The following is a 19,363-nucleotide window of genomic DNA, read 5'->3' as shown; positions in this document are numbered from 1 at the left end:
GCCGGGCAAACGTCATGTCAGAACAAAACGACAGCGAAAAAACAGAAGACCCCACACCCCACCGAAAGCAAAAAGCGCGCGAAGAGGGACAGGTTCCCCGATCGCGCGAGCTGACGAGCCTCCTGATGCTGCTGGCAGGCTGGGGGTTGCTGCTGGTGGCGGGCGCCTGGCTGGCAAAACAGCTGCAGCATCTGCTGCATAACGGCTTAACGTTTGACAGGCTGTTAGTCAGCGATCCGCAGCAGATGCTGCATCACGCCGGATCGCTGCTGGGAATGGCGTTTATGGCGCTGCTGCCGTTCGTCGGTGGCCTGTTTCTGACCGCCGTCGCCACACCGTCGCTGATTGGCGGCCTGAATATGAGCGCCAAAGCCCTCAAATTTAACGTCAAAAAGCTCAATCCGATCAGCGGCATCAAACGCCTGTTTTCCGGGCAGATGGTGTCGGAGATGGTGAAAAGCATTCTGAAGGTAACGCTTGCGGGCATCGGCGGCGGGCTTTTTTTGTGGTTCAACAAAGGGAAGTTTATCAGCCTGATGTATGAACCGCTGCGCATGGCGCTGGGTGATATCAGCGCCCTGCTGATGGGCTGCATGCTGGTCATTATTTTATCGCTGATCCCGATGGTGGCGTTCGACGTGGTGTACCAGCTCTGGAGCAACTTCAAAAAGCTGCGCATGAGCCTGAAGGAAATCAAAGACGAATTCAAAAATCAGGAAGGCGACCCGCTGATTAAAAGCAAGGTTCGCCAACTGCAGCGTCAGATGGCGCAGCAGCGAATGATGAGCGACGTCCCCACCGCTGACGTGGTGGTGAATAACCCGACCCACTATTCGGTCGCCCTGAAGTACCAGGAAGGCGCCATGGGCGCGCCGATGGTGGTTGCCAGCGGCAGCGGGCTTATCGCCCTGCGCATCCGCGAACTGGCCGAAGAGAACCGGGTCCCCATGCTTGAGGCGCCGCCGCTGGCGCGCGCCCTGTATCGCCACTGTGACCCCGGCACACCGGTTCCCGCCGAGCTGTACAGCGCGGTGGCGGAAGTGCTGGCCTGGGTTTATGGCCTTAAGCGCTGGCGTAAAGGCTATGGCTTACGTCCGCTGACACCTAAAGATCTTCCCGTTCCGGCGGGGATGGATTTTGCACAAGAGAGTAGAGAGTGATGGCCAATATCGCCACCAAATTACGATTACCCAACATGAAGGAAACCCAGTGGCAGGTACTGGCCGGGCCGGTACTGATCATGACCATCCTCGCGATGATGATCCTGCCGCTGCCGACCTTTGTGCTGGATCTGCTGTTTACCTTCAACATCGTGCTGTCGATCATGATCCTGCTGGTCGCGATGTTTACCCAGAACACGCTGGAGTTCTCGGCGTTCCCGACGGTGCTGCTGTTCTCCACCCTGCTGCGTCTGGCGCTTAACGTCGCCTCAACGCGCGTGATCCTGATGAACGGCCATACCGGTTCGGAAGCCGCGGGTCAGGTGGTGGAGGCCTTCGGCCACTTCCTGGTGGGCGGTAATTTCGCCATTGGTATCATCGTGTTCATCATTCTGATCATCATTAACTTTATGGTGATCACCAAGGGTGCCGGACGTATTGCAGAAGTGGGCGCGCGCTTTTCTCTCGACGGGATGCCGGGTAAGCAGATGGCGATTGACGCCGATCTTAATGCCGGACTGATCGGTGAAGAAGAGGCAAAACGCCGCCGTAAAGAGGTGACGCAGGAGGCCGACTTCTACGGTTCGATGGACGGTGCAAGTAAGTTTGTGCGTGGCGATGCCATCGCCGGGCTGCTGATTATGGCGATCAATATTATTGGTGGCCTGGTGATCGGTGTGATGCAGCACGACATGTCCGTGGGCGTAGCCGGTGAGACTTATACCCTGCTGACCATCGGTGATGGTCTGGTGGCACAGATCCCGGGTCTGGTGATCTCCACCGCGGCTGGCGTGGTGGTGACCCGCGTTGCCAACGACCAGGATGTGGGCGAGCAGATGGTGGGCCAGCTGTTTACCTCTCCGCGCGTGATTGTGCTGGCGGCAGGCGTGATTGGTCTGCTGGGCCTGATCCCCGGCATGCCTAACTTCGTCTTCCTGCTGTTTACCGCCACGCTGCTGGGTGTCGCCTGGTGGCTGCGCGGCCGCGAAGGTGAAGCGAAAAAAACCGGCGGCACACAGGCGGATGCCGATGCGGCAGACGCGGAGGTGGCGCAGGTGAACGAAGCCTCCTGGTCTGATGTTCAGATGGAAGATACTCTGGGTCTTGAAGTGGGCTATCGCCTGATCCCGATGGTGGATCACGAACAGCAGGGCCAGTTGCTGACCCGCGTGCGCGGCATTCGCAAGAAGTTTGCCCAGCAGATGGGCTTCCTGCCGCCTGCCGTGCATATCCGTGACAACCTGGATCTGGCACCAACGCACTATCGCATCCTGCTTAAAGGGGTCACCATTGGTTCCGGGGAAGTGCAGCCGGATCGCTGGATGGCGATCAACCCCGGCTGCGCCGAGGGGGAAGTGCCCGGCACGCCGTGCACCGAGCCCACCTTTGGTCTGCCTGCGCTGTGGATTGACGAAGTCCACCGCGAACTGGCGCAGACGCTGGGCTACACGGTGGTGGATCCGAGTTCAGTGGTGGCAACGCACCTTAACCATCTGATCACCACCCATACCGAGGAGCTGTTTGGTCGTCAGGAGGCGCAGCAGCTGCTCGACCAGATCACCAAACATTCACCGAAACTGGTGGAAGATTTGATCCCGGCGGTCATCAGCCTGACCACGCTGCATAAGGTGCTGCAGAATCTGCTGGCCGAGCGCGTGCCGATCCGCGATATGCGTACCATCATCGATACGCTGGCAGAGTTTGCCACCGCCCAGAGCGATGCTGATGAGCTGACCACCCGCGTGCGGGCGCGCCTTTCCCGGGCGATAACCCAGCAGTGGTTCCCGGGTGAGGAGGACATTCAGCTGATTGGCCTGGATCTCTCCCTGGAGCAGCTGTTGATCCAGGCGACCCAGAGCGGCAGCGCAATTGAGCCGGGCATAGCTGAAAACCTGATGAAGCAGACCGAAAAGGCGCTGCAGCACCAGGAAGGTTTGGGCGCACCGCCGGTGCTGCTGGTGAACCCGGCCCTGCGTCTGATGCTGTCGCGCTACCTGCGCCGCATCTTCCCGCAGCTGGCGGTGCTCTCCAGCCAGGAGATCAATACCCAGCGCAACGTGCGGATGACGTATCTGATTGGGGGCAAAGGATGAGGAGAGCAGCGCTTGCACTGTTTCTGGTGTCGCCGCTGGCTGTCGCGGCGGACGGTTCCTGGAGCGGAGAGAGCTTTGGCGGTGTGATGACCCGCGGCCAGCTGGTATTGAAAAGCAAACCGGTGCAAAGCCCCTCTCCCCTGCCCGCTGGCGCAGTGGCCTCACGCGTGTACTGGAAGATTCAGACAGACGGCCTGACCCCACCGGGGTTTCGCATTCGCCTGTGCAGCACCACGCGCTGCCTGACGCTGCCCGGCTTTGCCGGGGAGCTGCCCCTGCCTGCCGGGATGCCGGCTGGCGGCCCGTTTCGTTTTGAATATTATTCCAGCGCGGGGGGGCGTTTCGACGCACCGCTGCATGTGCTGAGTAATCAGGTGACGGTGAGTTATCGCAACCGGGGTTAAGCGTATCCCATACGTTGCCGTCGGTGATTTGTCTGACTCATTTTTATAAATTTTCTTCATTTTCGTCCGAACATAGGGTGGTTATTTTTCATGTTATTTCTGAAATGGGGAATAAGATGTCGCTCGGTAGCATATTCCAGGCATAGCAATTGGAAATGCGAAATTTGGCAATAAGATTAAAGACATTTGCGCTATCGATGACTTTATTCATCAGGATTTTTTATTTTCTATCCGTCCCCTGAAATGCTTACAAATATGGCCGTTTATTAACGTTATAAACGATTGCCTGTAATAAACAGGCTGCGATAATAGATGCTCAATTCATCTTTGCGGGAGAATAACCGTGCGCTATTTCGCAGTTGTGGTTTCGTCAATTTTAATGTGTGGTTCATCGCTGGCTGCTTCCGTGAATTCGGCAACCCTTCCTGAGCTGGCTGAGGCATTAAATACACGATTCGAGGTGATGAAGGATGTGGCGGGTTATAAGGCGGCGAACCATCTTCCCGTTGAGGATCTCCCTCGAGAAAAAAATGTTCTGCTGAAAGCACAGGATGCTGCGCGTGACGTCATGCTGGATCCGCAGAGTATTGATGCGTTTATCCAGACACAGATGGCCGTCAGTAAAAACATCCAGTACCGCTATCTCGATCGCTGGCGTTTGCAGCCTGAAAAAGCGTGGCAGCCCCGCCCGCTGGCAGAAGTAAGAGCACAAATTCTTCAACTGGATAACACCATCCTGAACCTGATTAGCCGGCAAATCATGACCGGTGGCGGATTTGGTGAAGAGCAGGACCGCCAGCTCTCCGGGTTGCTGAACGATAAGCAGATCTCAGCGCTGGAGAAGGCGCAACTGATCGACGCGCTCGGGGAAATCAAACGTCGATAAACGCCCTTTGTCACCCGTTGTGCCATGTTTTCCGCTGGGGATCGTCTCAATGGGATTTTTGTCACTGAAAGGAAACGGGATAAGTGTTTGAATAATGGCAGAGGGCTGGCCTCTCCTGCCATTCCCACATCTCTACGTTTTATAGTTGCCTTCATGCCGGGTTCTTTGGCATGTTAACGGAACCTGACCTTTCAATTTTGTACACGTGACGAGTTTGCGAGCACAGCGATGATTAAGTGGCCCTGGAAATCAAATGACGCTGGTCAACATGTGGCGCTGCCGTGGGATGACGCGCTGGCGATCCCCGTGCTGGCCAACCTCCAGCCGGATGAACAGTCAAAGCTCATTCAACTGGCGGATCGCTTTTTGCAGCAAAAGCGGCTGGTTCCGCTGCAGGGGTTTGAGCTGGATGCACTTAAAAGCGCGCGTATCGCCCTGCTTTTCTGCCTGCCGGTGCTCGAACTGGGTATCGAGTGGCTGGATGGCTTCCACGAAGTGCTGATCTACCCCGCGCCGTTTATTGTTGATGACGAGTGGGAAGATGACATTGGTCTGGTGCATAACCAGCGCGTGGTGCAGTCCGGGCAAAGCTGGCAGCAAGGCCCCATCATCCTCAACTGGCTGGATATTCAGGACTCGTTCGACGCGTCCGGGTTTAACCTGATTGTTCACGAAGTGGCGCATAAGCTTGATACCCGCAACGGCGATCGCGCCAGCGGTGTTCCGCTGATCCCGCTGCGTGAAGTCGCCGGTTGGGAGCACGACCTGCATGCAGCGATGGAAAATATCCAGGATGAGATTGACCTTGTCGGGGAAAGCGCGGCCAGCATTGATGCCTATGCGGCAACCGATCCGGCCGAGTGTTTTGCGGTGCTGTCAGAGTATTTCTTTAGCGCCCCGGAGCTGTTCGCCCCGCGTTTCCCGGCCCTGTGGCAACGTTTTTGTCATTTTTATCAGCAGGATCCCCTGCAGCGTCTGCGCCAGAGTGAGGGTTCCGGCAGCACCGCCTCCCGTCACGTCCACTAGGCCCCTGTTTCTGGGGTACGCTCAACCGACCGTACCCCTAAGCTCAAGGCTAAAAACAGCAGCGCCATTGCCCAGGCGGCCACGATTAAAAACGTTTCACCGAATGCGCGCGTCACCAGCGGCACCAGCAACGCGCTGACGCCGTAGCCCAGCGTATGGCTGGTGGCGATCACCCCCGCCCCTTTGCCTGTCGTTAACCTGTCGTTCAGCAGCAGCTGATAGCCGGGCGTTGCCATCGCCGCCCCCAGCGAGGTAATGACGATCCCCACATAGAACAGCGCCACATCCGCGAGACACATCACCCCAAGCCCGACCACCATCAGCACCGCTGCCAGGCAAAGTAACGTCATCGGGCGAAAGTGCTGCGGACGCACCACCAGAAACTGGGCAGCGAGCGTTGCCAGCGCGGCCAGGCTCAGCAGCAGCGCAACGTGATGGCTGATTTGCGCCGCATTGCCGTCCAGCAACGGACGGAGATGGGGTGACAGGCCAAGCTGCATCAGGCTCACCAGCGCGGCAAGCAACAGCGCCAGCATAAGATAAGGCAGCATTGATGCCTGCAGCCGCGTCGCCTGTTGCGCCACTGGCGGTAAAGGCGGATCGGCCACTTCACGCAGCACCATCAGCAGGGCGATAAACGGAGCCATAGCCATCAGCCACAGCGGTGCCACTGGGTTAACACTGAGCATCAGCGCTGCCAGCGGCGGCCCCAGCAGACGCCCGCAGCTGAGGCCCGAGCTTATCGTCGCCAGCGCGGCCATTCTTTTCTCCAGACCCGCACGTTGAATGGCCCATGTCTGAGCCGCCGGCACCAGACCAGAGACCGTCAGGCCGTACAGGGTGCGCGAGAGGATAAGCCCTGCCAGCCCCCAGGCGGCATTAAGCATCCCGTTAGCCATTGCCCAGACCACCAGCGCCATGACGAAGAAACTTGCCAGATAGCCGCTCAGCGAGGCCAGCATCACGTTTTTACAGCCGTGCCGCTCGCTCTGGCGTCCCCACCAGGGCGAAGCCGGTAAAAAGAGCATCGAACCGAACATCAACAGACCCGCCCAAACGGAGAGCGATAGCCCGGTCATCGTGACCAGCTGCGGCAGCATAACCAGCAAACCGTTTTGCCCGATCCCCAGTAAACCGGCACACAATGCCAGGGGCCAGTTCGCTTTCGGGGCGAGATTGTCGGTCAGAGTGTCGGAAAGTGAGCGCATAGAATTGTGAACATAGTGTCAATAAATGTGTGGAAATCATGAAGTTTATGAAAACAAATATTGCAAAAATAGTTGCGACTGTAAACAGAATGAATATCATAACGAGAATTATTATCAGTCATGGAATGAGGTACATCTATGCGTACTCTGCCCCGCTCTGCCGGTACAGACGTTGCGGCCCAGTGTTTTTTAAACGCCCTGTTGCGCGAAACGAAGGACTGGCGCTATCTCCCCGCTACCGCTGCGGATGAGCTATCGCAGATCCATATCCCGCTCTCGCAAACCCAGGCCATCCGGGTTTCAGTACACTATTTCTCCACAACCCAGCATCATCAGTATCGCTTCCCGGCAACGCTCATCCAGACCGACAGCGACCGTAGTGACGCCGTCACCTTTCTTCAACTGGTTGATTTAATTCTTGAAAAACCTGCTGTAAAAGGCTCACTGGATGCCGATACGCTGGCGCGTTTTAAGCAGCGCGCCCTTGAAAGCCATGCCCATACCTGGCAGGCGATCGACTTGCGTCACCGCTGGGCAAACCTGCGCGACACGCCGCTGACATTCGCCGAGGCGGAACAGGCGCTGCTGGTCGGCCACGCATTCCATCCGGCCCCGAAGTCACACGAGCCGTTTAACGAAGCCGAAGCCCGCCGCTATTTGCCCGATTTCGCCTCCCGCTTTCCGCTGCGCTGGTTTGCGGTTGAGAGTGAACTGATCGCTGGCGAGAGTCTGAACGTCTCCCTGCGTGAACGCCTGCTGCGCTTCGCGGCCCAGAGCGCCCCTGAACTGCTCGGTCATTTCACCGACACCCGCTGGCTGCTGCCGATGCACCCGTGGCAGGCGGAGTACCTGCTCGGTCAGGACTGGTGCCAGCGACTGGTGGCGAAGGGAGCCCTGCAGGATCTGGGCGAAGCGGGCGCGCAGTGGCTGCCCACCAGCTCCTCCCGCTCGCTGTACAGCGAAACCAACAGTGACATGATTAAGTTTTCCCTGAGCGTGCGCCTGACAAACTCCGTGCGCACGCTGTCGGTGAAAGAGGTTAAGCGCGGGATGCGTCTGGCGCGTCTGGCGAAGACGGCGCGCTGGCAGGAGCTCCAGGCGCGCTACCCCACCATGCGCGTGATGCAGGAAGACGGCTGGGCGGGTCTGCGTGACGAAAGCGGCGCCATTCAGGAAGAGAGCCTGATGGCGCTGCGCGTGAACCTGCTGTTTGATACGCCGGATACGCAAACCAACGTGCTGGTGAGCCTGACGCAGGCCGCGCCGGACGGCGGTGACAGCCTGCTGGCGGCTGCGGTCCGCCGTCTCAGCCAGCGTCTGGATCTCCCCCTTGCCCAGGCCGCGCGTTGCTGGCTGGACGCCTATTGCGACCGCGTTCTCCTTCCGCTGTTCAGCGCCGAAGCCGATTACGGTCTGGTCCTGCTGGCACATCAGCAAAACATTCTTGTGGAGATGCAGCAGGACTTCCCGGTCGGGCTTATCTACCGTGATTGCCAGGGCAGCGCCTGGACCGAAGGGGCCGACGCGTGGCTGAAAGAGGCAGGTGAAAGCGAGGTGGAAAACCGCTTCGGCGAGAGCCAGCTGCTGCGCTACTTCCCCTATTACCTGCTGCTGAACTCCACACTCGCCGTCACCGCCGCCCTCGCTGCCGCAGGTTTCGACAGCGAAGAGAGCCTGATGTCACGGGTGCGTGACGCGCTGGCCAACCTGCGCCAGACCGCGAAGCAGACCCGCTGCCTCGACTACGTGCTGGACAGCCCGACCTGGAACTGTAAAGGCAACTTTTTCTGCTACCTGCACGATCGCAACGAAAACACGATTGCCGATCCGGCAGTGATCTATTTCGACTTTAGCAACCCGTTTTACAAGGAGAAGGCGTGATGGCTAACGCGAATATCGTCCATTCCGGCTACGGCTTTCGTTGCACCGCAACGGACACGTCCCTGCCGCTGACCTTAGGCCTCGACGGCAGCGCGGTGCTGGAGCGCCTGCGCGATATCCCGGACGGCTGGCTGGTCGAGGCAATGGATCAGCTGTTTGTCGCCGCACCGGCACTGACCGGCATCACGCTGCCGTGGGCAGCCTGGCAGGATGAACCGCAGGCGCAGGCGTTATTCGCGCTTGCCAGCGGCGATTATCTGGCCCGTGAGACCTTCTGGCAGCTGCCGCTGTGGCTGCAGGGGGAGCGTCCGCAGGCCAGCGGTGGCATGCAGTTCGATGAGAGCCGTCAGCTTTACTTCCCGCTGCGCCCTCACCGTCCGCAAGGGGAAGTCTATCGCCGTTACGATGCACAAATTAAACGCACCCTGAGCTTCCGCGTGGCCGACGTGGCGCTGGACGGTGAGCGTTTTACCCAGTGGATGAACAACCCGCGCGTCAACGCGTTCTGGGAGATGGCCGGTCCTCAGGAAGAGCAGGAAAACTACCTGCGCCGTCAGCTCGACTCGACGTACTGCTATCCGGTTATCGGCTGCTTTGACGATCAGCCGTTCGGCTATTTTGAACTCTACTGGGCCGCAGAAGACCGTATCGGACGCCACTATCGCTGGCAGCCGTTTGACCGTGGGCTGCATATGCTGGTCGGCGAAGAGAACTGGCGCGGCGCGCAGTATATCCGTAGCTGGCTGCGCGGTCTGAGCCACTATCTGTGGCTGGATGAACCGCGCACGACGCGCATTGTCGCTGAGCCACGTTTCGACAATCAGCGCCTGTTCCGTCATCTGGCTTCTGCCGGTTTCGACACCGTTAAAGAGTTCGACTTCCCGCATAAACGTTCGCGCCTCATCATGAGCGAGCGTCACCGCTTCTTCAGCGAGGTGGGACTGTGAACGCACTCTGGCAAAAAGTGAACCGCGAGATGGTGGCGAAGATCCTCGCCGAGCTGGAATACGAACGTACCCTGAGCGCCGAGCCGCTGGCCGCTGACCGCTGGCAAATCACCATGGACAGCGAAACTTGGCAGTTTCGCGCCACGCGCGGCATCTGGGGCTGGTTACATATCGATCCCGCCAGTCTGACCACCACCAGCGGTGCCGCCGTGGAAGCGGAAAGCGCGTTTCTGCAGCTGGCGACGGTGCTGGAGATGAGCGACGCACAAACGGCAGAGCATCTGGAAGATCTTTACGCCACGCTGCGGGGCGACATGCAGCTGCTGCAGGCGCGAGAGACGCTGGATGCCGACGCGCTTATTCATCTCGACCCGGACGAACTCCAGTGTCTGATGAGCGGCCATCCCAAGTTCATTTTTAACAAAGGACGCCGCGGCTGGGGGCTGGAGGCGCTGCGCCAGTACGCGCCGGAATACCGTGGCCGTTTTCGCCTGCACTGGGTTGCCGTGCAGCGCGAGCATCTGGTCTGGAGCAGCGATGTCGATTGCGATATCAACACCCTGCTGGCCAGCACCATGGACAGTGCCGAGCGCGCGCGCTTTGACGCCCATTGGCAGGCGCTGAAGCTTGACGACAGCTGGCTACCGGTGCCGTTGCACCCGTGGCAGTGGCAGCAAAAAATTGCCGTCCATTTCCTGGCCCAGCTCGCGCGCGGTGAGATGGTAGAGCTGGGGGAATTTGGCGATGAGTATCTGGCCCAACAGTCCCTGCGCACGCTGACCAACGCCAGCCGCCGCGCGCCGTATGACATCAAGCTGCCGCTGACCATCTACAACACCTCCTGCTATCGCGGTATTCCGGGCAAGTACATTGCCGCCGGTCCGCTGGCTTCGCGCTGGTTACAGCAGCAGTTTGCCAGCGACGCCACCCTCACCCGCTCTGGCGCGCAGGTGCTTGGCGAACCCGCCGCCGGATATCTGGCGCATACCGGTTACGCCGCATTACCGAAAGCGCCCTATCGCTATCAGGAGATGCTGGGCGTGATCTGGCGCGAAAACCCGTCCTGCTATTTGCAGGACGGCGAGCAGGCGGTGCTGATGGCGGCGCTGATGGAGACCGACAACGCCGGACGCCCGCTGATTGACGCGTGGATTGCCCATTCGGGATTAACTGCCGAAGCCTGGCTGGAAAAACTGTTCGATGCCACGGTGATCCCGTTCTATCACCTGCTCTGCCGCTACGGCGTGGCGCTCATCGCCCACGGCCAGAACGTGACGCTGGTGATGAAAGACTACGTGCCGCAGCGCATCCTGCTGAAGGATTTCCAGGGTGATATGCGGCTGGTCGATGAAGATTTCCCGCAGGCGGAAAGCCTGCCGCAACAGGTGAAAGCCGTCACGGCGCGCCTGAGCGCGGAGTACATCATCCATGACCTGCAAACCGGCAACTTCGTGACGGTGCTGCGTTTTATCTCGCGTCTCACGCAGCAAAGCGGCGTCAGCGAAACCCGCTTCTACCAGATCCTGGCGCAGGTTTTACGCCGTTATATGGCCGCACATCCGGATCTTGCCGGGCGCTTCGCGAAGTTCGACCTGTTTAAGCCGCAGATCATTCGCGTGATCCTCAACCCGGTCAAACTCACCTTCTCCGAACACGACGGTGGCAGCCGCATGCTGCCGAACTACGTCTGCGATCTCGATAACCCCCTTTTTCTGGTCTCCCAGGAGTCAGCGCAATGAAAACGTATGATTTCATCGGCATTGGTATTGGCCCGTTTAACCTCAGCATCGCTGCCCTTGCAGAGGGGCTGGACGGATTCAGTTCACTGTTTCTTGAACGTAAGCCGCATTTCTCCTGGCACCCGGGGATGATGGTGCCGGACTGCCACATGCAAACCAGCTTCCTGAAGGATCTGGTCAGCGCCGTGGAGCCGACCAACCGCCACAGCTTTCTGAACTACCTGGTACAGCGTAAAAAGTTCTACCGTTTTCTGACCACCGAGCAGCGCACCGTCTCCCGCGAGGAGTTTGCTGATTACCTGAGCTGGGCGGCGGAAAACCTCACCAACCTCGCCTTCAGCCAGCAGGTACAGCAGGTGAGTTTTGATGAGAAAAAGGGCCTGTTTGAGGTAGTAACCCAGCGCGATCGCTTCCTGGCGCGCCACGTCTGCGTGGGGATTGGTAAACAGATCAACCTCCCCGACTGTGTGACCTCGCAGGATGACAGCTGCTTCCACGCCAGCGAGATGATGCTGCGCACGCCAGATTTGGCGGGCAAACGGGTGACCGTCGTTGGCGGCGGCCAGAGCGGTGCCGATCTGTTTTTGAATATCTTCCGCGGGGAGTGGGGTCAGCCGCTGAGCCTGAACTGGGTGTCGCGCCGCAACAACTACAACGCCCTGGATGAGGCCGCATTTGCCAACGAGTATTTCACGCCGGAGTACGTGGACAGCTTTTCCACACTTGGTGAAGAGGCCCGTCGGCAGATGCTGCACGAGCAGAAGATGACCTCTGACGGTATCACCACCGAGTCCCTACTGGCGATTTACCGCGCCATGTACCACCGCTTTGAAGTGCTGCGTGAAAAACCCTGGGCGCACCTGATGCCGTCCCGCTCGGTAACCGCACTCACGCGGCTGCAAAACGGGCAACGCCTGACGCTACAGCATCACCTCGACAGTGGCCGTGAACAGCTGGAGAGCGACGTGGTGATCTTTGCCACGGGCTACCGCGCCGCGCAGCCTGCGTTTCTGGCGCCACTCTCCCATCGTCTGCACCTGGATGCCGACGAAGCTTTTCACATCAACAACGATTTCACCCTTGAATGGGACGGCCCGCAGAGCAACCGCCTGTTTGCCGTGAATGCCGGGATGCACCGTCTCGGTATTGCCGAACCCCAGCTCAGCCTGATGGCCTGGCGCGCCGCGCGAATTCTCAATCGCGCGCACGACGACGAGCCGTTTGAGCTGGCTACTACCCCCGGCGTGATCCACTGGCGTAGCACCACCAGCACGGATAACAGCCAGGTTTTTAAATCATTAGCACAGACCACCGAGTACTGACACACACAATCAGGATCAACATAACAATGAAACGTTCTCATCTTTGGGTTTTAAATCCGTGCTTGCTTGCCATGCTTTCGACCTCTGCGTGGGCAGAAGAACAAAAGGAAGAAAATATCGTTGTCTCCGCCAGCCGCGCACACCGCAGCGTGGCGGAGATGGCGCAGACCACCTGGGTTATCGAGCGTGCGGAAATTGAGCAGCAGGTTCAGGGCGGGAAAGAGATTAAAGACGTGCTGGCGCAGCTGATCCCGGGCATGGACGTCAGCAGCCAGGGGCGCACCAACTACGGTATGAACCTGCGCGGCCGTTCAATGATGGTGATGGTGGACGGCGTGCGTCTGAACTCCTCCCGCAGCGACAGCCGTCAGCTTGACTCTATCGATCCGTTCAACATCGACCGAATTGAAGTGATTTCCGGCGCTACTTCACTGTACGGCGGCGGCAGTACCGGCGGCCTGGTGAACATCGTCACCAAAAAAGGTCAGCCGGAGACGGAAGTCGAATTCCAGACCGGGGCAAAAAGCGGGTTTAACAGCCACAACGACCACGATGAGAACGTGTCGGCGGCGGTCAGCGGCGGCAATGATAATGCGTCTGGTCGTCTGTCCGTGTCTTATCAGCGTTACGGCGGCTGGTATGACGGCAACGGCGACGAGGTGATTATCGATAACACCCAGACCGGCTTACAGTATTCGGACCGTATTGATGTGATGGGCACAGGCACCATCAATATTGACGATCATCAGCAGTTGCAGTTAACCACCCAGTACTACAAGAGCGAATCTGATGGCAAACACGGCCTGTACCTCGGGAAGAACTTCTCGGCAGTAACGGGTGATGCCACCGCGTATAACAAAAACAACCTGGATTCTGACCGTATTCCCGGTACCGAGCGCCATCTGATTAACCTGCAGTACTCTAATACCGATTTCTGGGGTCAGGACCTGGTCGCGCAGATCTACTATCGTGACGAGAGCCTGACCTACTACCCGTTCCCGACCCTGAGCAAAGGGACGGTGACCAGCATCGGTGCCTCCCAGCAGAAAACCGATTTTTACGGCGGCAAGCTAACGCTGAACAGCAAGCCGGTGGATGATTTGACGCTCACCTGGGGTGTGGACGCCGACCATGAAACCTTCGACGCCAACCAGCAGTTCTTCGACCTGAGTAAAGCGGCAGCGAGCGGCGGCATGAAGCTGGACAATGCGTACAACGTGGGGCGTTATCCGGGTTACAGCATTACCAACCTCGCCCCGTTCCTGCAGGCGAGCTACGACATTGACGCCATCACCCTGAGCGGCGGCGTGCGTTACCAGTACACCGAAAACAAGGTGGATGATTTTGTTGGCTACGCCCAGCAGCAGGCCATTGCCACCGGGAAAGCCACCTCAGCAGACGCGGTGCCGGGCGGGAAGACCGATTACAACAACTTCCTGTTTAACGCCGGGATCCTTGGCCGCCTGACCGAACAGCAGCAGCTGTGGTTTAACTTCTCTCAGGGCTTTGAAATTCCGGACCTGGCGAAGTACTACGGCTCCGGCACCTATCAGCTTGTCGACGGGCACTATCGCCTGCTGAACAGCGTGAACGTTAACGACTCGACGCTGGACGGCATTAAGGTTAACGCTTACGAGCTGGGCTGGCGCTACACCGGTGATAACCTGCGCACGCAGGTTGCGGCGTACTACTCGCTCTCGGATAAAACCATCACCATCAACAAAACCGATATGACCATCAACCTGGAAGACGACAAGCGTCGTATCTACGGGGTGGAAGGTCAGGTGGACTATTTCTTCACCGACAGCGACTGGAGCACCGGCGCAAACTTTAACGCCATTAAGTCTGAAACCCGTGAAAACGGTAAATGGGAGAAGCTGACGGTAGACAGCGCCAGCCCGTCGAAAGCCAGCGCCTGGATCAACTGGGCGCCGGGCGACTGGACCCTGCGCGTGCAGAGTACCCAGACCTTTGACGTCTCTGATGCCGACGGTAAGAAGATCGATGGCTATAACACGGTAGATTTCCTGGGCAGCTACGCCCTGCCGGTGGGTAAAGTGAGCTTCAGCGTGGAAAACGTGCTGGACAAAGACTACACCACCGCCTGGGGACAGCGCGCACCGGGGCTGTATAGCCCAACGTATGGCGCTCCGGGTCTGTATACCTATAAAGGCCGTGGCCGCACGTTTGGTCTGAACTACTCCGTACTGTTCTAAACAACTGCGCCGCCTGCCCGCGGGCGGCGCATCCTGCTGTGTAATTTCAGCGCAAATTTGCTATAAAATCAGCGATTTGCTGAAATTGTCGGCAAACGATCAAAAACGGTGTTTTCACCCTTTGACAAGCCGAACCGAGGTCGCTACTATGCGCCTCGTTCACACGATTCCTCTGTAGTTCAGTCGGTAGAACGGCGGACTGTTAATCCGTATGTCACTGGTTCGAGTCCAGTCAGAGGAGCCAAATTTGAAAAGCCTGCTTTTGAAGCAGGCTTTTTGCTTTTGTGCGTCTCTGACGATTAACTCAAAATCGCATCCAGCCTGGCAAGCACCTCATTTACGACGGCGTCAGGTACGCGTTCCAGCCGTTTCCCGTTCCGGGCCACTATATCGATGGTTCTGGGCTGGTCGCAGCGAATAACGCCCATTGTTTTTGTCCCTGCCCCATCCAGTGAAACGGTGAAACCTGCTGTACGAGCAAAGTTACCGCCGCTAGTGACGGGAACCACTACCGGTAGCCGGGTCACCTTGTTAAACGATGCCTTCGATACGATGAGTACCGGACGTTTTCCACTTTGCTCGTGGCCAGCAATCGGATCCAGTGAAACAAGCCAGATTTCCCCTCGGTCCATTTACAGGATCTCCTTTCCTGTTGCAGGCGCATCAATCCATTCCCGATCCTCTTCGCTCATTTCAGCATGCGGATCGCACTGCGCCAGCAGCTCCTCCAGCGAATAATGTGGCCGTTTCTGGGGTTCAATTATCAGGCAGCCATTATCAATCGTCATGCCCACTTCGCTGTCTATCGACAGCTCCAGCGTCTTCAGCACGGCGGGAGGAACCGCCAGCATGATGGAACCGCCAACCTTTTTCAGGCGAGTTGTATACATAGAGCACCTCCGGATATTATATTTTAATATAACATCCACGGCAGAATGTGCACAATTATTAATCAGATTCATGGCGATTTCCTTTGCGTAAAAAATGTGAAGAAAGCAGGCGGGAACGTTGCTCGTGCCAGGAAGGCCGATAATAGAAAATTGTTAATGTGCTTCAAAGGAATATGGTGGATCGGATAAACGAAATGCGAGGCGGTTTCAGAATTGAAGCCGTGTCGGCGAAGTGACAGCGCTCGAGCGATTGAAGGGAACCAAATTTGAAAAGCCTGCTTTTGAAGCAGGCTTTTTGCTTTTGTGCCCTACAGCACAAACTCATAATGCGAACCATCCGGTAACTCAACGTCAAGCGTAAGCTTTCCACCCGCAGCCTCAACGTAGCGCTTGAGTGAAGAGAGTTTCAGATCGCGCCCGGGCTTTTCCATGACCGCGATGGTGGGCTGTCGGATACCCAGCGCCTGCGCCATTTCAACCTGCGTTTTTTGCACCTTTTCACGTAGCTCTGCCAGATGGATATTAAGCAAAATGTCGGCAGCCATTGCCTGAGCGCTGGCAACAACATCCGATTTTTCATCCGCTATAAGCTGCTCAAGGTTTCTGCCCATCGCGTAACGTCCTCTCTTTTAATGTATTCAACCAGTGAGTGAATTCCCGGTCGGCCACCAGAAGCATTTCATCGTAAAAGCGTCTTTCGTTGCCGACCTTATTGCCGGCACAGAGCACAATGCCGGTACGGTTTGGGTCAAACGCGAAAAATGCCCGCAACGGATCGCCCTTACTCTGAATGCGCAGCTCTTTCATGTTGCTGTGACGAGAGCCTTTAAGCGTATCGGCATAGGGCCTCGACAAAGCAGGCCCCTTTTCTCGCAAAACAAGCAGTGCTGCCAGCACGCTGGCCCGATCAGTATCGTCAAGTGAACGAAACCAGCAATCGAACCTGTCCGTCGTGTTAATTGTCCACACACTCCCTCCATAAAATATAGATCACAAACTATATAGCTGTAAAGCTATAGCAGCGATTATCCTGAGAGAATGAGCGTTATTCTTGTGTTGTTACGCGAAAGCTGAAGACGTGCAGGAGTATTTCGGTGAATCCCCCATCAGGTGCTCACCGCACTGCGAGCAGTATCGTAAAAAAGAGTTCGGGACTACGTTAACGGCCGCCAGGCCGCCACTTCCTCATCCAGCCATTCGACGAAATGGGCCATCTCTGGCTTGCCTCTGTTAACGTCGATGTCACTAGCCAGTACGGTAGTCTGGACGTTTAGTCAATCGATGATCCCACACGTTGTCAGCGCAGCGCTACCGGGCAAGCCAGCAGCTATATCTGATAATCAATCGCCACTTCTTCCGGCTCCATCACCTGGCGTTTGATTTCGTCAACGGACAGCCCGGCGTTACAGAGTTCGATAAAGCGCCACACGTAGTTGCGCTGTAGCTGTCCGCGCTTGAGGCCGAGCCATACGGTATTGGCGTCAAACAGATGACGTGTATCCAGACGCACCAGGTTCCCGGTATCGCCCTCGCCGCCGGACTGTTCCGCGACCAGGCCAATGCCCAGCCCCAGCTCAACGTAGGTTTTGATCACATCGGAATCCTGTGCGCTCAGCACCACATCCGGCGTTAACCCTTTGCGGTTGAATGCTTCATCGATGCGCGAACGCCCGGTAATACCTTGGCGATACGTAATCAGCGGCCATTTCGCGATCGCTTCCAGCGTTAGCGGTGAAACCTGATTCAACGGATGATCGAGCGGGAGCAACAGGCTGTGGTACCAGCGGAACCAGGGAAAGGCCACCAGCAGCGGGTCGTTGCTCAGGCGTTCACTGGCGATACCAATATCCGCCCCACCGTTTTGCAGCAGCATTTCAATTTCCTGCGGCGTGCCCTGAATAAGCTCCAGGCGAACGTCAGGGAAAATTTCACGAAACGCTTTTATCACCGGCGGCAGGCTGTAACGTGCCTGAGTATGGGTAGTGGCGATGGTGAGCACGCCGGAGGCATCATTGGTAAAGAGATCCGCCAGGCGACGGACATTGCTGGCCTCGTTGAGGATCCGCTCAGCGATGGTCAGCAACGCTTTACCTGGCTCCGTCATGCCAAGCAGGCGCTTGCCGCGACGGATAAAAATCTCAATGCCAAGTTCCTCTTCCAGCTCGCGAATATGGCGGCTGACGCCCGACTGGGAGGTGTAAAGCATATTGGCGACTTCGGTCAGGTTATAGTCCCGCCTGGCCGCCTCACGGATAATTTTAAGTTGCTGGAAATTCACGATTCACTCCGGCGCATCTGACATAGCTCTATTGTTAGAGTCAGCTGAGCTGCAGAACAAATAATAAAAACCAGCATCTTATGCTTTTCTGGAATATTAACTCACGAGCTGCAGTTCTCGATTCTCCAGCGATGGCTTACTGACCAGTGACATTAAAATTTCTTTCACCGCCTGCGCCTGTGGCGACAGCGAGCCGCGGGCGGACATGTTCAGCGACAGCGGTAAACTCATTGATGGCGTGGTGATGCGCGCCATCCAGCCGTTTGCTGCGCTGCACAGCGAGCGGGCGGCGGATTCTGGCAGCACCGTGACGCCCATCCCACTGGCGATCGCCGCAGTCAGCGTGGAGATGGAGTCAATTTCACCGATGATTTTCGCCGTCAGGCGGCGCAGGGAGAACGCTTCGTCCACGCGTACGCGCACGGCGCTGTAATCACGCGGCAGGAAAAGATTCATCTCTGCAACCGCAGTGAGGTCAACGCTCTGCCCCGGACAATCGCGGGTGCCCACGAGATACAGATCTTCTTTCAGCAGCGGCTGGCTGGTGATCCCCGCAACCGGAGAGCGATCGTAAAGCACCGCCATATCCAGCTGGCCATTAAGCAGCTTGTCATTCAGGACAGAGCCGCTGTTCTCGTGCAGATAGACCAGCACTTCCGGCAGTTCAGCGCGCACCGCCTGCAGCAGTGGCATGGTGATTGAAGACGCTGCGGTCCCCGGTGCCAGCCCGATGGAAACGTGTCCGCTCAGCGTCTGACCAACATTATTTACCGCCAGCTGCGCCTGTTCGCACTGACGAAGAATGGTGCGCGCGTGGGTATACAGGATCTTGCCTGCTTCCGTTGGGGTCACGCCGCGTTTGGTGCGGATCAACAGCTGCTGATCCATTTCGCCTTCCAGAGTAGCCACCTGCTGGCTCAGCGCAGGCTGCGCGATATGCAGCACTTCCGCCGCTTGAGTCAGGCTGCCGATATCGACGATTTTTACGAAGTATTTCAGTCGTCTTAAGTTCATTTTGCCCCCTGTTCGAAATGCTGTGCCGGTACTGGCTGTTGTTGTTGAACAGGTTTTGCAATATGAATGCCAGTTTTACCAGCAGGTCTGATTTGTTCGCTAAGCGCCTGAAAATAAGGAAATCTAATCATAGACGCCGGATTTATTACTGAAACAGCGGTTTATGATCTGCCCCATAAGAGGTATATCCGCACCACAACGGTGCATTACGTTGGCAAAATCGCCACTTTGCTGAAATTGTCAGCAAACAGACGCAAAGCGTGGTTTCACCCTTTGACAAGGCGTACGCAGGTCGTTAC

Annotated in this window: 17 protein-coding genes and 1 tRNA gene; 11 read left to right on the top strand and 7 right to left on the bottom strand. The window is 57.4% G+C overall.

What is annotated here, in order from left to right; all coding sequences use genetic code 11:
• The first annotated feature begins 14 nt into the window (after positions 1-14).
• From flhB to mtfA, 5 genes are all read left to right on the top strand, one after another.
• On the top strand, positions 15-1,160 hold the full coding sequence (flhB, locus tag AX755_RS20925) for a flagellar biosynthesis protein FlhB (RefSeq protein WP_062857375.1): 1,146 nt from the start codon (positions 15-17) through the stop codon (positions 1,158-1,160).
• Positions 1,160-3,253 (top strand): flagellar biosynthesis protein FlhA, encoded by a 2,094-nt coding sequence (flhA, locus tag AX755_RS20920; RefSeq protein WP_045292616.1) that lies wholly within the window; start codon positions 1,160-1,162, stop codon positions 3,251-3,253. The genes flhB and flhA overlap by 1 nt, the downstream gene beginning before the upstream one ends.
• The gene (locus AX755_RS20915) at positions 3,250-3,657 is read left to right on the top strand and encodes a flagellar protein FlhE (protein WP_062857374.1); all 408 of its coding nucleotides are present in this window, start codon (positions 3,250-3,252) and stop codon (positions 3,655-3,657) included. The genes flhA and AX755_RS20915 overlap by 4 nt, the downstream gene beginning before the upstream one ends.
• Positions 3,658-4,000: 343 nt before the next feature.
• Positions 4,001-4,543 (top strand): chorismate mutase, encoded by a 543-nt coding sequence (locus AX755_RS20910; protein ID WP_062857373.1) that lies wholly within the window; start codon positions 4,001-4,003, stop codon positions 4,541-4,543.
• A 228-nt stretch (positions 4,544-4,771) separates the two neighbouring features.
• Complete coding sequence (gene mtfA / locus AX755_RS20905; RefSeq protein WP_029881844.1) at positions 4,772-5,569, top strand: DgsA anti-repressor MtfA; 798 nt, start codon at positions 4,772-4,774, stop codon at positions 5,567-5,569.
• On the opposite strand, the gene AX755_RS20900 is transcribed toward mtfA, so the two are convergent.
• Positions 5,566-6,777 (bottom strand): MFS transporter, encoded by a 1,212-nt coding sequence (locus AX755_RS20900; RefSeq protein ID WP_062857372.1) that lies wholly within the window; start codon positions 6,775-6,777, stop codon positions 5,566-5,568. The genes mtfA and AX755_RS20900 overlap by 4 nt on opposite strands.
• Before the next feature lie 138 nt (positions 6,778-6,915).
• Between AX755_RS20900 and AX755_RS20895 the strand changes: the two genes are divergently transcribed.
• The 6 genes from AX755_RS20895 (at position 6,916) to AX755_RS20870 (ending at position 15,126) form a co-directional block, all read left to right on the top strand.
• Positions 6,916-8,658 (top strand): IucA/IucC family protein, encoded by a 1,743-nt coding sequence (locus tag AX755_RS20895; protein WP_062857371.1) that lies wholly within the window; start codon positions 6,916-6,918, stop codon positions 8,656-8,658.
• Positions 8,658-9,605 carry a GNAT family N-acetyltransferase gene (locus AX755_RS20890; RefSeq protein WP_062857370.1) on the top strand — a complete coding sequence of 316 codons (948 nt, stop codon included), beginning with the start codon at positions 8,658-8,660 and terminating at the stop codon, positions 9,603-9,605. Before AX755_RS20895 ends, AX755_RS20890 begins: the two co-directional genes overlap by 1 nt.
• A complete protein-coding gene (gene iucC, locus AX755_RS20885; protein ID WP_073971489.1) occupies positions 9,602-11,344 on the top strand; it encodes an IucA/IucC family protein in 1,743 nt (580 codons plus the stop codon). The genes AX755_RS20890 and iucC overlap by 4 nt, the downstream gene beginning before the upstream one ends.
• On the top strand, positions 11,341-12,666 hold the full coding sequence (locus AX755_RS20880) for a lysine N(6)-hydroxylase/L-ornithine N(5)-oxygenase family protein (protein ID WP_062857369.1): 1,326 nt from the start codon (positions 11,341-11,343) through the stop codon (positions 12,664-12,666). The genes iucC and AX755_RS20880 overlap by 4 nt, the downstream gene beginning before the upstream one ends.
• A gap of 26 nt (positions 12,667-12,692) precedes the next feature.
• Complete coding sequence (locus tag AX755_RS20875) at positions 12,693-14,882, top strand: TonB-dependent siderophore receptor (protein ID WP_062857368.1); 2,190 nt, start codon at positions 12,693-12,695, stop codon at positions 14,880-14,882.
• Between the two features lie 168 nt (positions 14,883-15,050).
• Positions 15,051-15,126 (top strand) — tRNA-Asn (locus AX755_RS20870).
• 55 nt (positions 15,127-15,181) lie between these two features.
• On the opposite strand, the gene AX755_RS20865 is transcribed toward AX755_RS20870, so the two are convergent.
• The 6 genes from AX755_RS20865 to nac all read right to left on the bottom strand — a co-directional run bounded on the left by AX755_RS20865 (position 15,182) and on the right by nac (position 19,064).
• Positions 15,182-15,514, bottom strand: a complete 333-nt coding sequence (locus AX755_RS20865; RefSeq protein WP_020687576.1) for a type II toxin-antitoxin system PemK/MazF family toxin — start codon at positions 15,512-15,514, stop codon at positions 15,182-15,184.
• Complete coding sequence (locus AX755_RS20860) at positions 15,515-15,772, bottom strand: AbrB/MazE/SpoVT family DNA-binding domain-containing protein (protein ID WP_020687575.1); 258 nt, start codon at positions 15,770-15,772, stop codon at positions 15,515-15,517.
• 308 nt (positions 15,773-16,080) lie between these two features.
• Complete coding sequence (locus AX755_RS20855) at positions 16,081-16,383, bottom strand: helix-turn-helix domain-containing protein (RefSeq protein ID WP_062857367.1); 303 nt, start codon at positions 16,381-16,383, stop codon at positions 16,081-16,083.
• Entirely contained in the window at positions 16,367-16,741 is a 375-nt protein-coding gene (locus AX755_RS20850; protein ID WP_020687566.1) for a type II toxin-antitoxin system RelE/ParE family toxin, read from the bottom strand. Before AX755_RS20850 ends, AX755_RS20855 begins: the two co-directional genes overlap by 17 nt.
• A gap of 358 nt (positions 16,742-17,099) precedes the next feature.
• On the bottom strand, positions 17,100-18,050 hold the full coding sequence (gene cbl / locus AX755_RS20845) for an HTH-type transcriptional regulator Cbl (RefSeq protein WP_013097829.1): 951 nt from the start codon (positions 18,048-18,050) through the stop codon (positions 17,100-17,102).
• Between the two features lie 96 nt (positions 18,051-18,146).
• Positions 18,147-19,064: a nitrogen assimilation transcriptional regulator NAC gene (nac, locus tag AX755_RS20840; RefSeq protein ID WP_010432103.1), complete on the bottom strand. Its 918-nt coding sequence runs from the start codon at positions 19,062-19,064 to the stop codon at positions 18,147-18,149.
• Positions 19,065-19,363 lie beyond the last annotated feature (299 nt).

The sequence above is a fragment of the Enterobacter sp. SENG-6 genome (genome assembly GCF_001605945.1).
In the GTDB taxonomy this organism is placed as follows: Bacteria; Pseudomonadota; Gammaproteobacteria; order Enterobacterales; family Enterobacteriaceae; genus Enterobacter; species Enterobacter cloacae.
Note: the sequence above shows the minus strand (reverse complement) of the source record. Positions and strands in the feature narration are given on the sequence as shown.

Excerpts from the sequence above, each read along its gene's own strand:
- flhB (WP_062857375.1), top strand. The coding sequence starts at position 15 with ATGTCAGAACAAAACGACAGCGAAAAAACAGAAGACCCCACACCCCAC.
- flhA (WP_045292616.1), top strand. The coding sequence starts at position 1,160 with ATGGCCAATATCGCCACCAAATTACGATTACCCAACATGAAGGAAACC.
- AX755_RS20915 (WP_062857374.1), top strand. The coding sequence starts at position 3,250 with ATGAGGAGAGCAGCGCTTGCACTGTTTCTGGTGTCGCCGCTGGCTGTC.
- mtfA (WP_029881844.1), top strand. The coding sequence starts at position 4,772 with ATGATTAAGTGGCCCTGGAAATCAAATGACGCTGGTCAACATGTGGCG.
- AX755_RS20900 (WP_062857372.1), bottom strand. The coding sequence starts at position 6,777 with ATGCGCTCACTTTCCGACACTCTGACCGACAATCTCGCCCCGAAAGCG.
- AX755_RS20895 (WP_062857371.1), top strand. The coding sequence starts at position 6,916 with ATGCGTACTCTGCCCCGCTCTGCCGGTACAGACGTTGCGGCCCAGTGT.
- AX755_RS20890 (WP_062857370.1), top strand. The coding sequence starts at position 8,658 with ATGGCTAACGCGAATATCGTCCATTCCGGCTACGGCTTTCGTTGCACC.
- AX755_RS20880 (WP_062857369.1), top strand. The coding sequence starts at position 11,341 with ATGAAAACGTATGATTTCATCGGCATTGGTATTGGCCCGTTTAACCTC.
- AX755_RS20875 (WP_062857368.1), top strand. The coding sequence starts at position 12,693 with ATGAAACGTTCTCATCTTTGGGTTTTAAATCCGTGCTTGCTTGCCATG.
- AX755_RS20865 (WP_020687576.1), bottom strand. The coding sequence starts at position 15,514 with ATGGACCGAGGGGAAATCTGGCTTGTTTCACTGGATCCGATTGCTGGC.
- AX755_RS20860 (WP_020687575.1), bottom strand. The coding sequence starts at position 15,772 with ATGTATACAACTCGCCTGAAAAAGGTTGGCGGTTCCATCATGCTGGCG.
- AX755_RS20855 (WP_062857367.1), bottom strand. The coding sequence starts at position 16,383 with ATGGGCAGAAACCTTGAGCAGCTTATAGCGGATGAAAAATCGGATGTT.
- nac (WP_010432103.1), bottom strand. The coding sequence starts at position 19,064 with ATGAACTTAAGACGACTGAAATACTTCGTAAAAATCGTCGATATCGGC.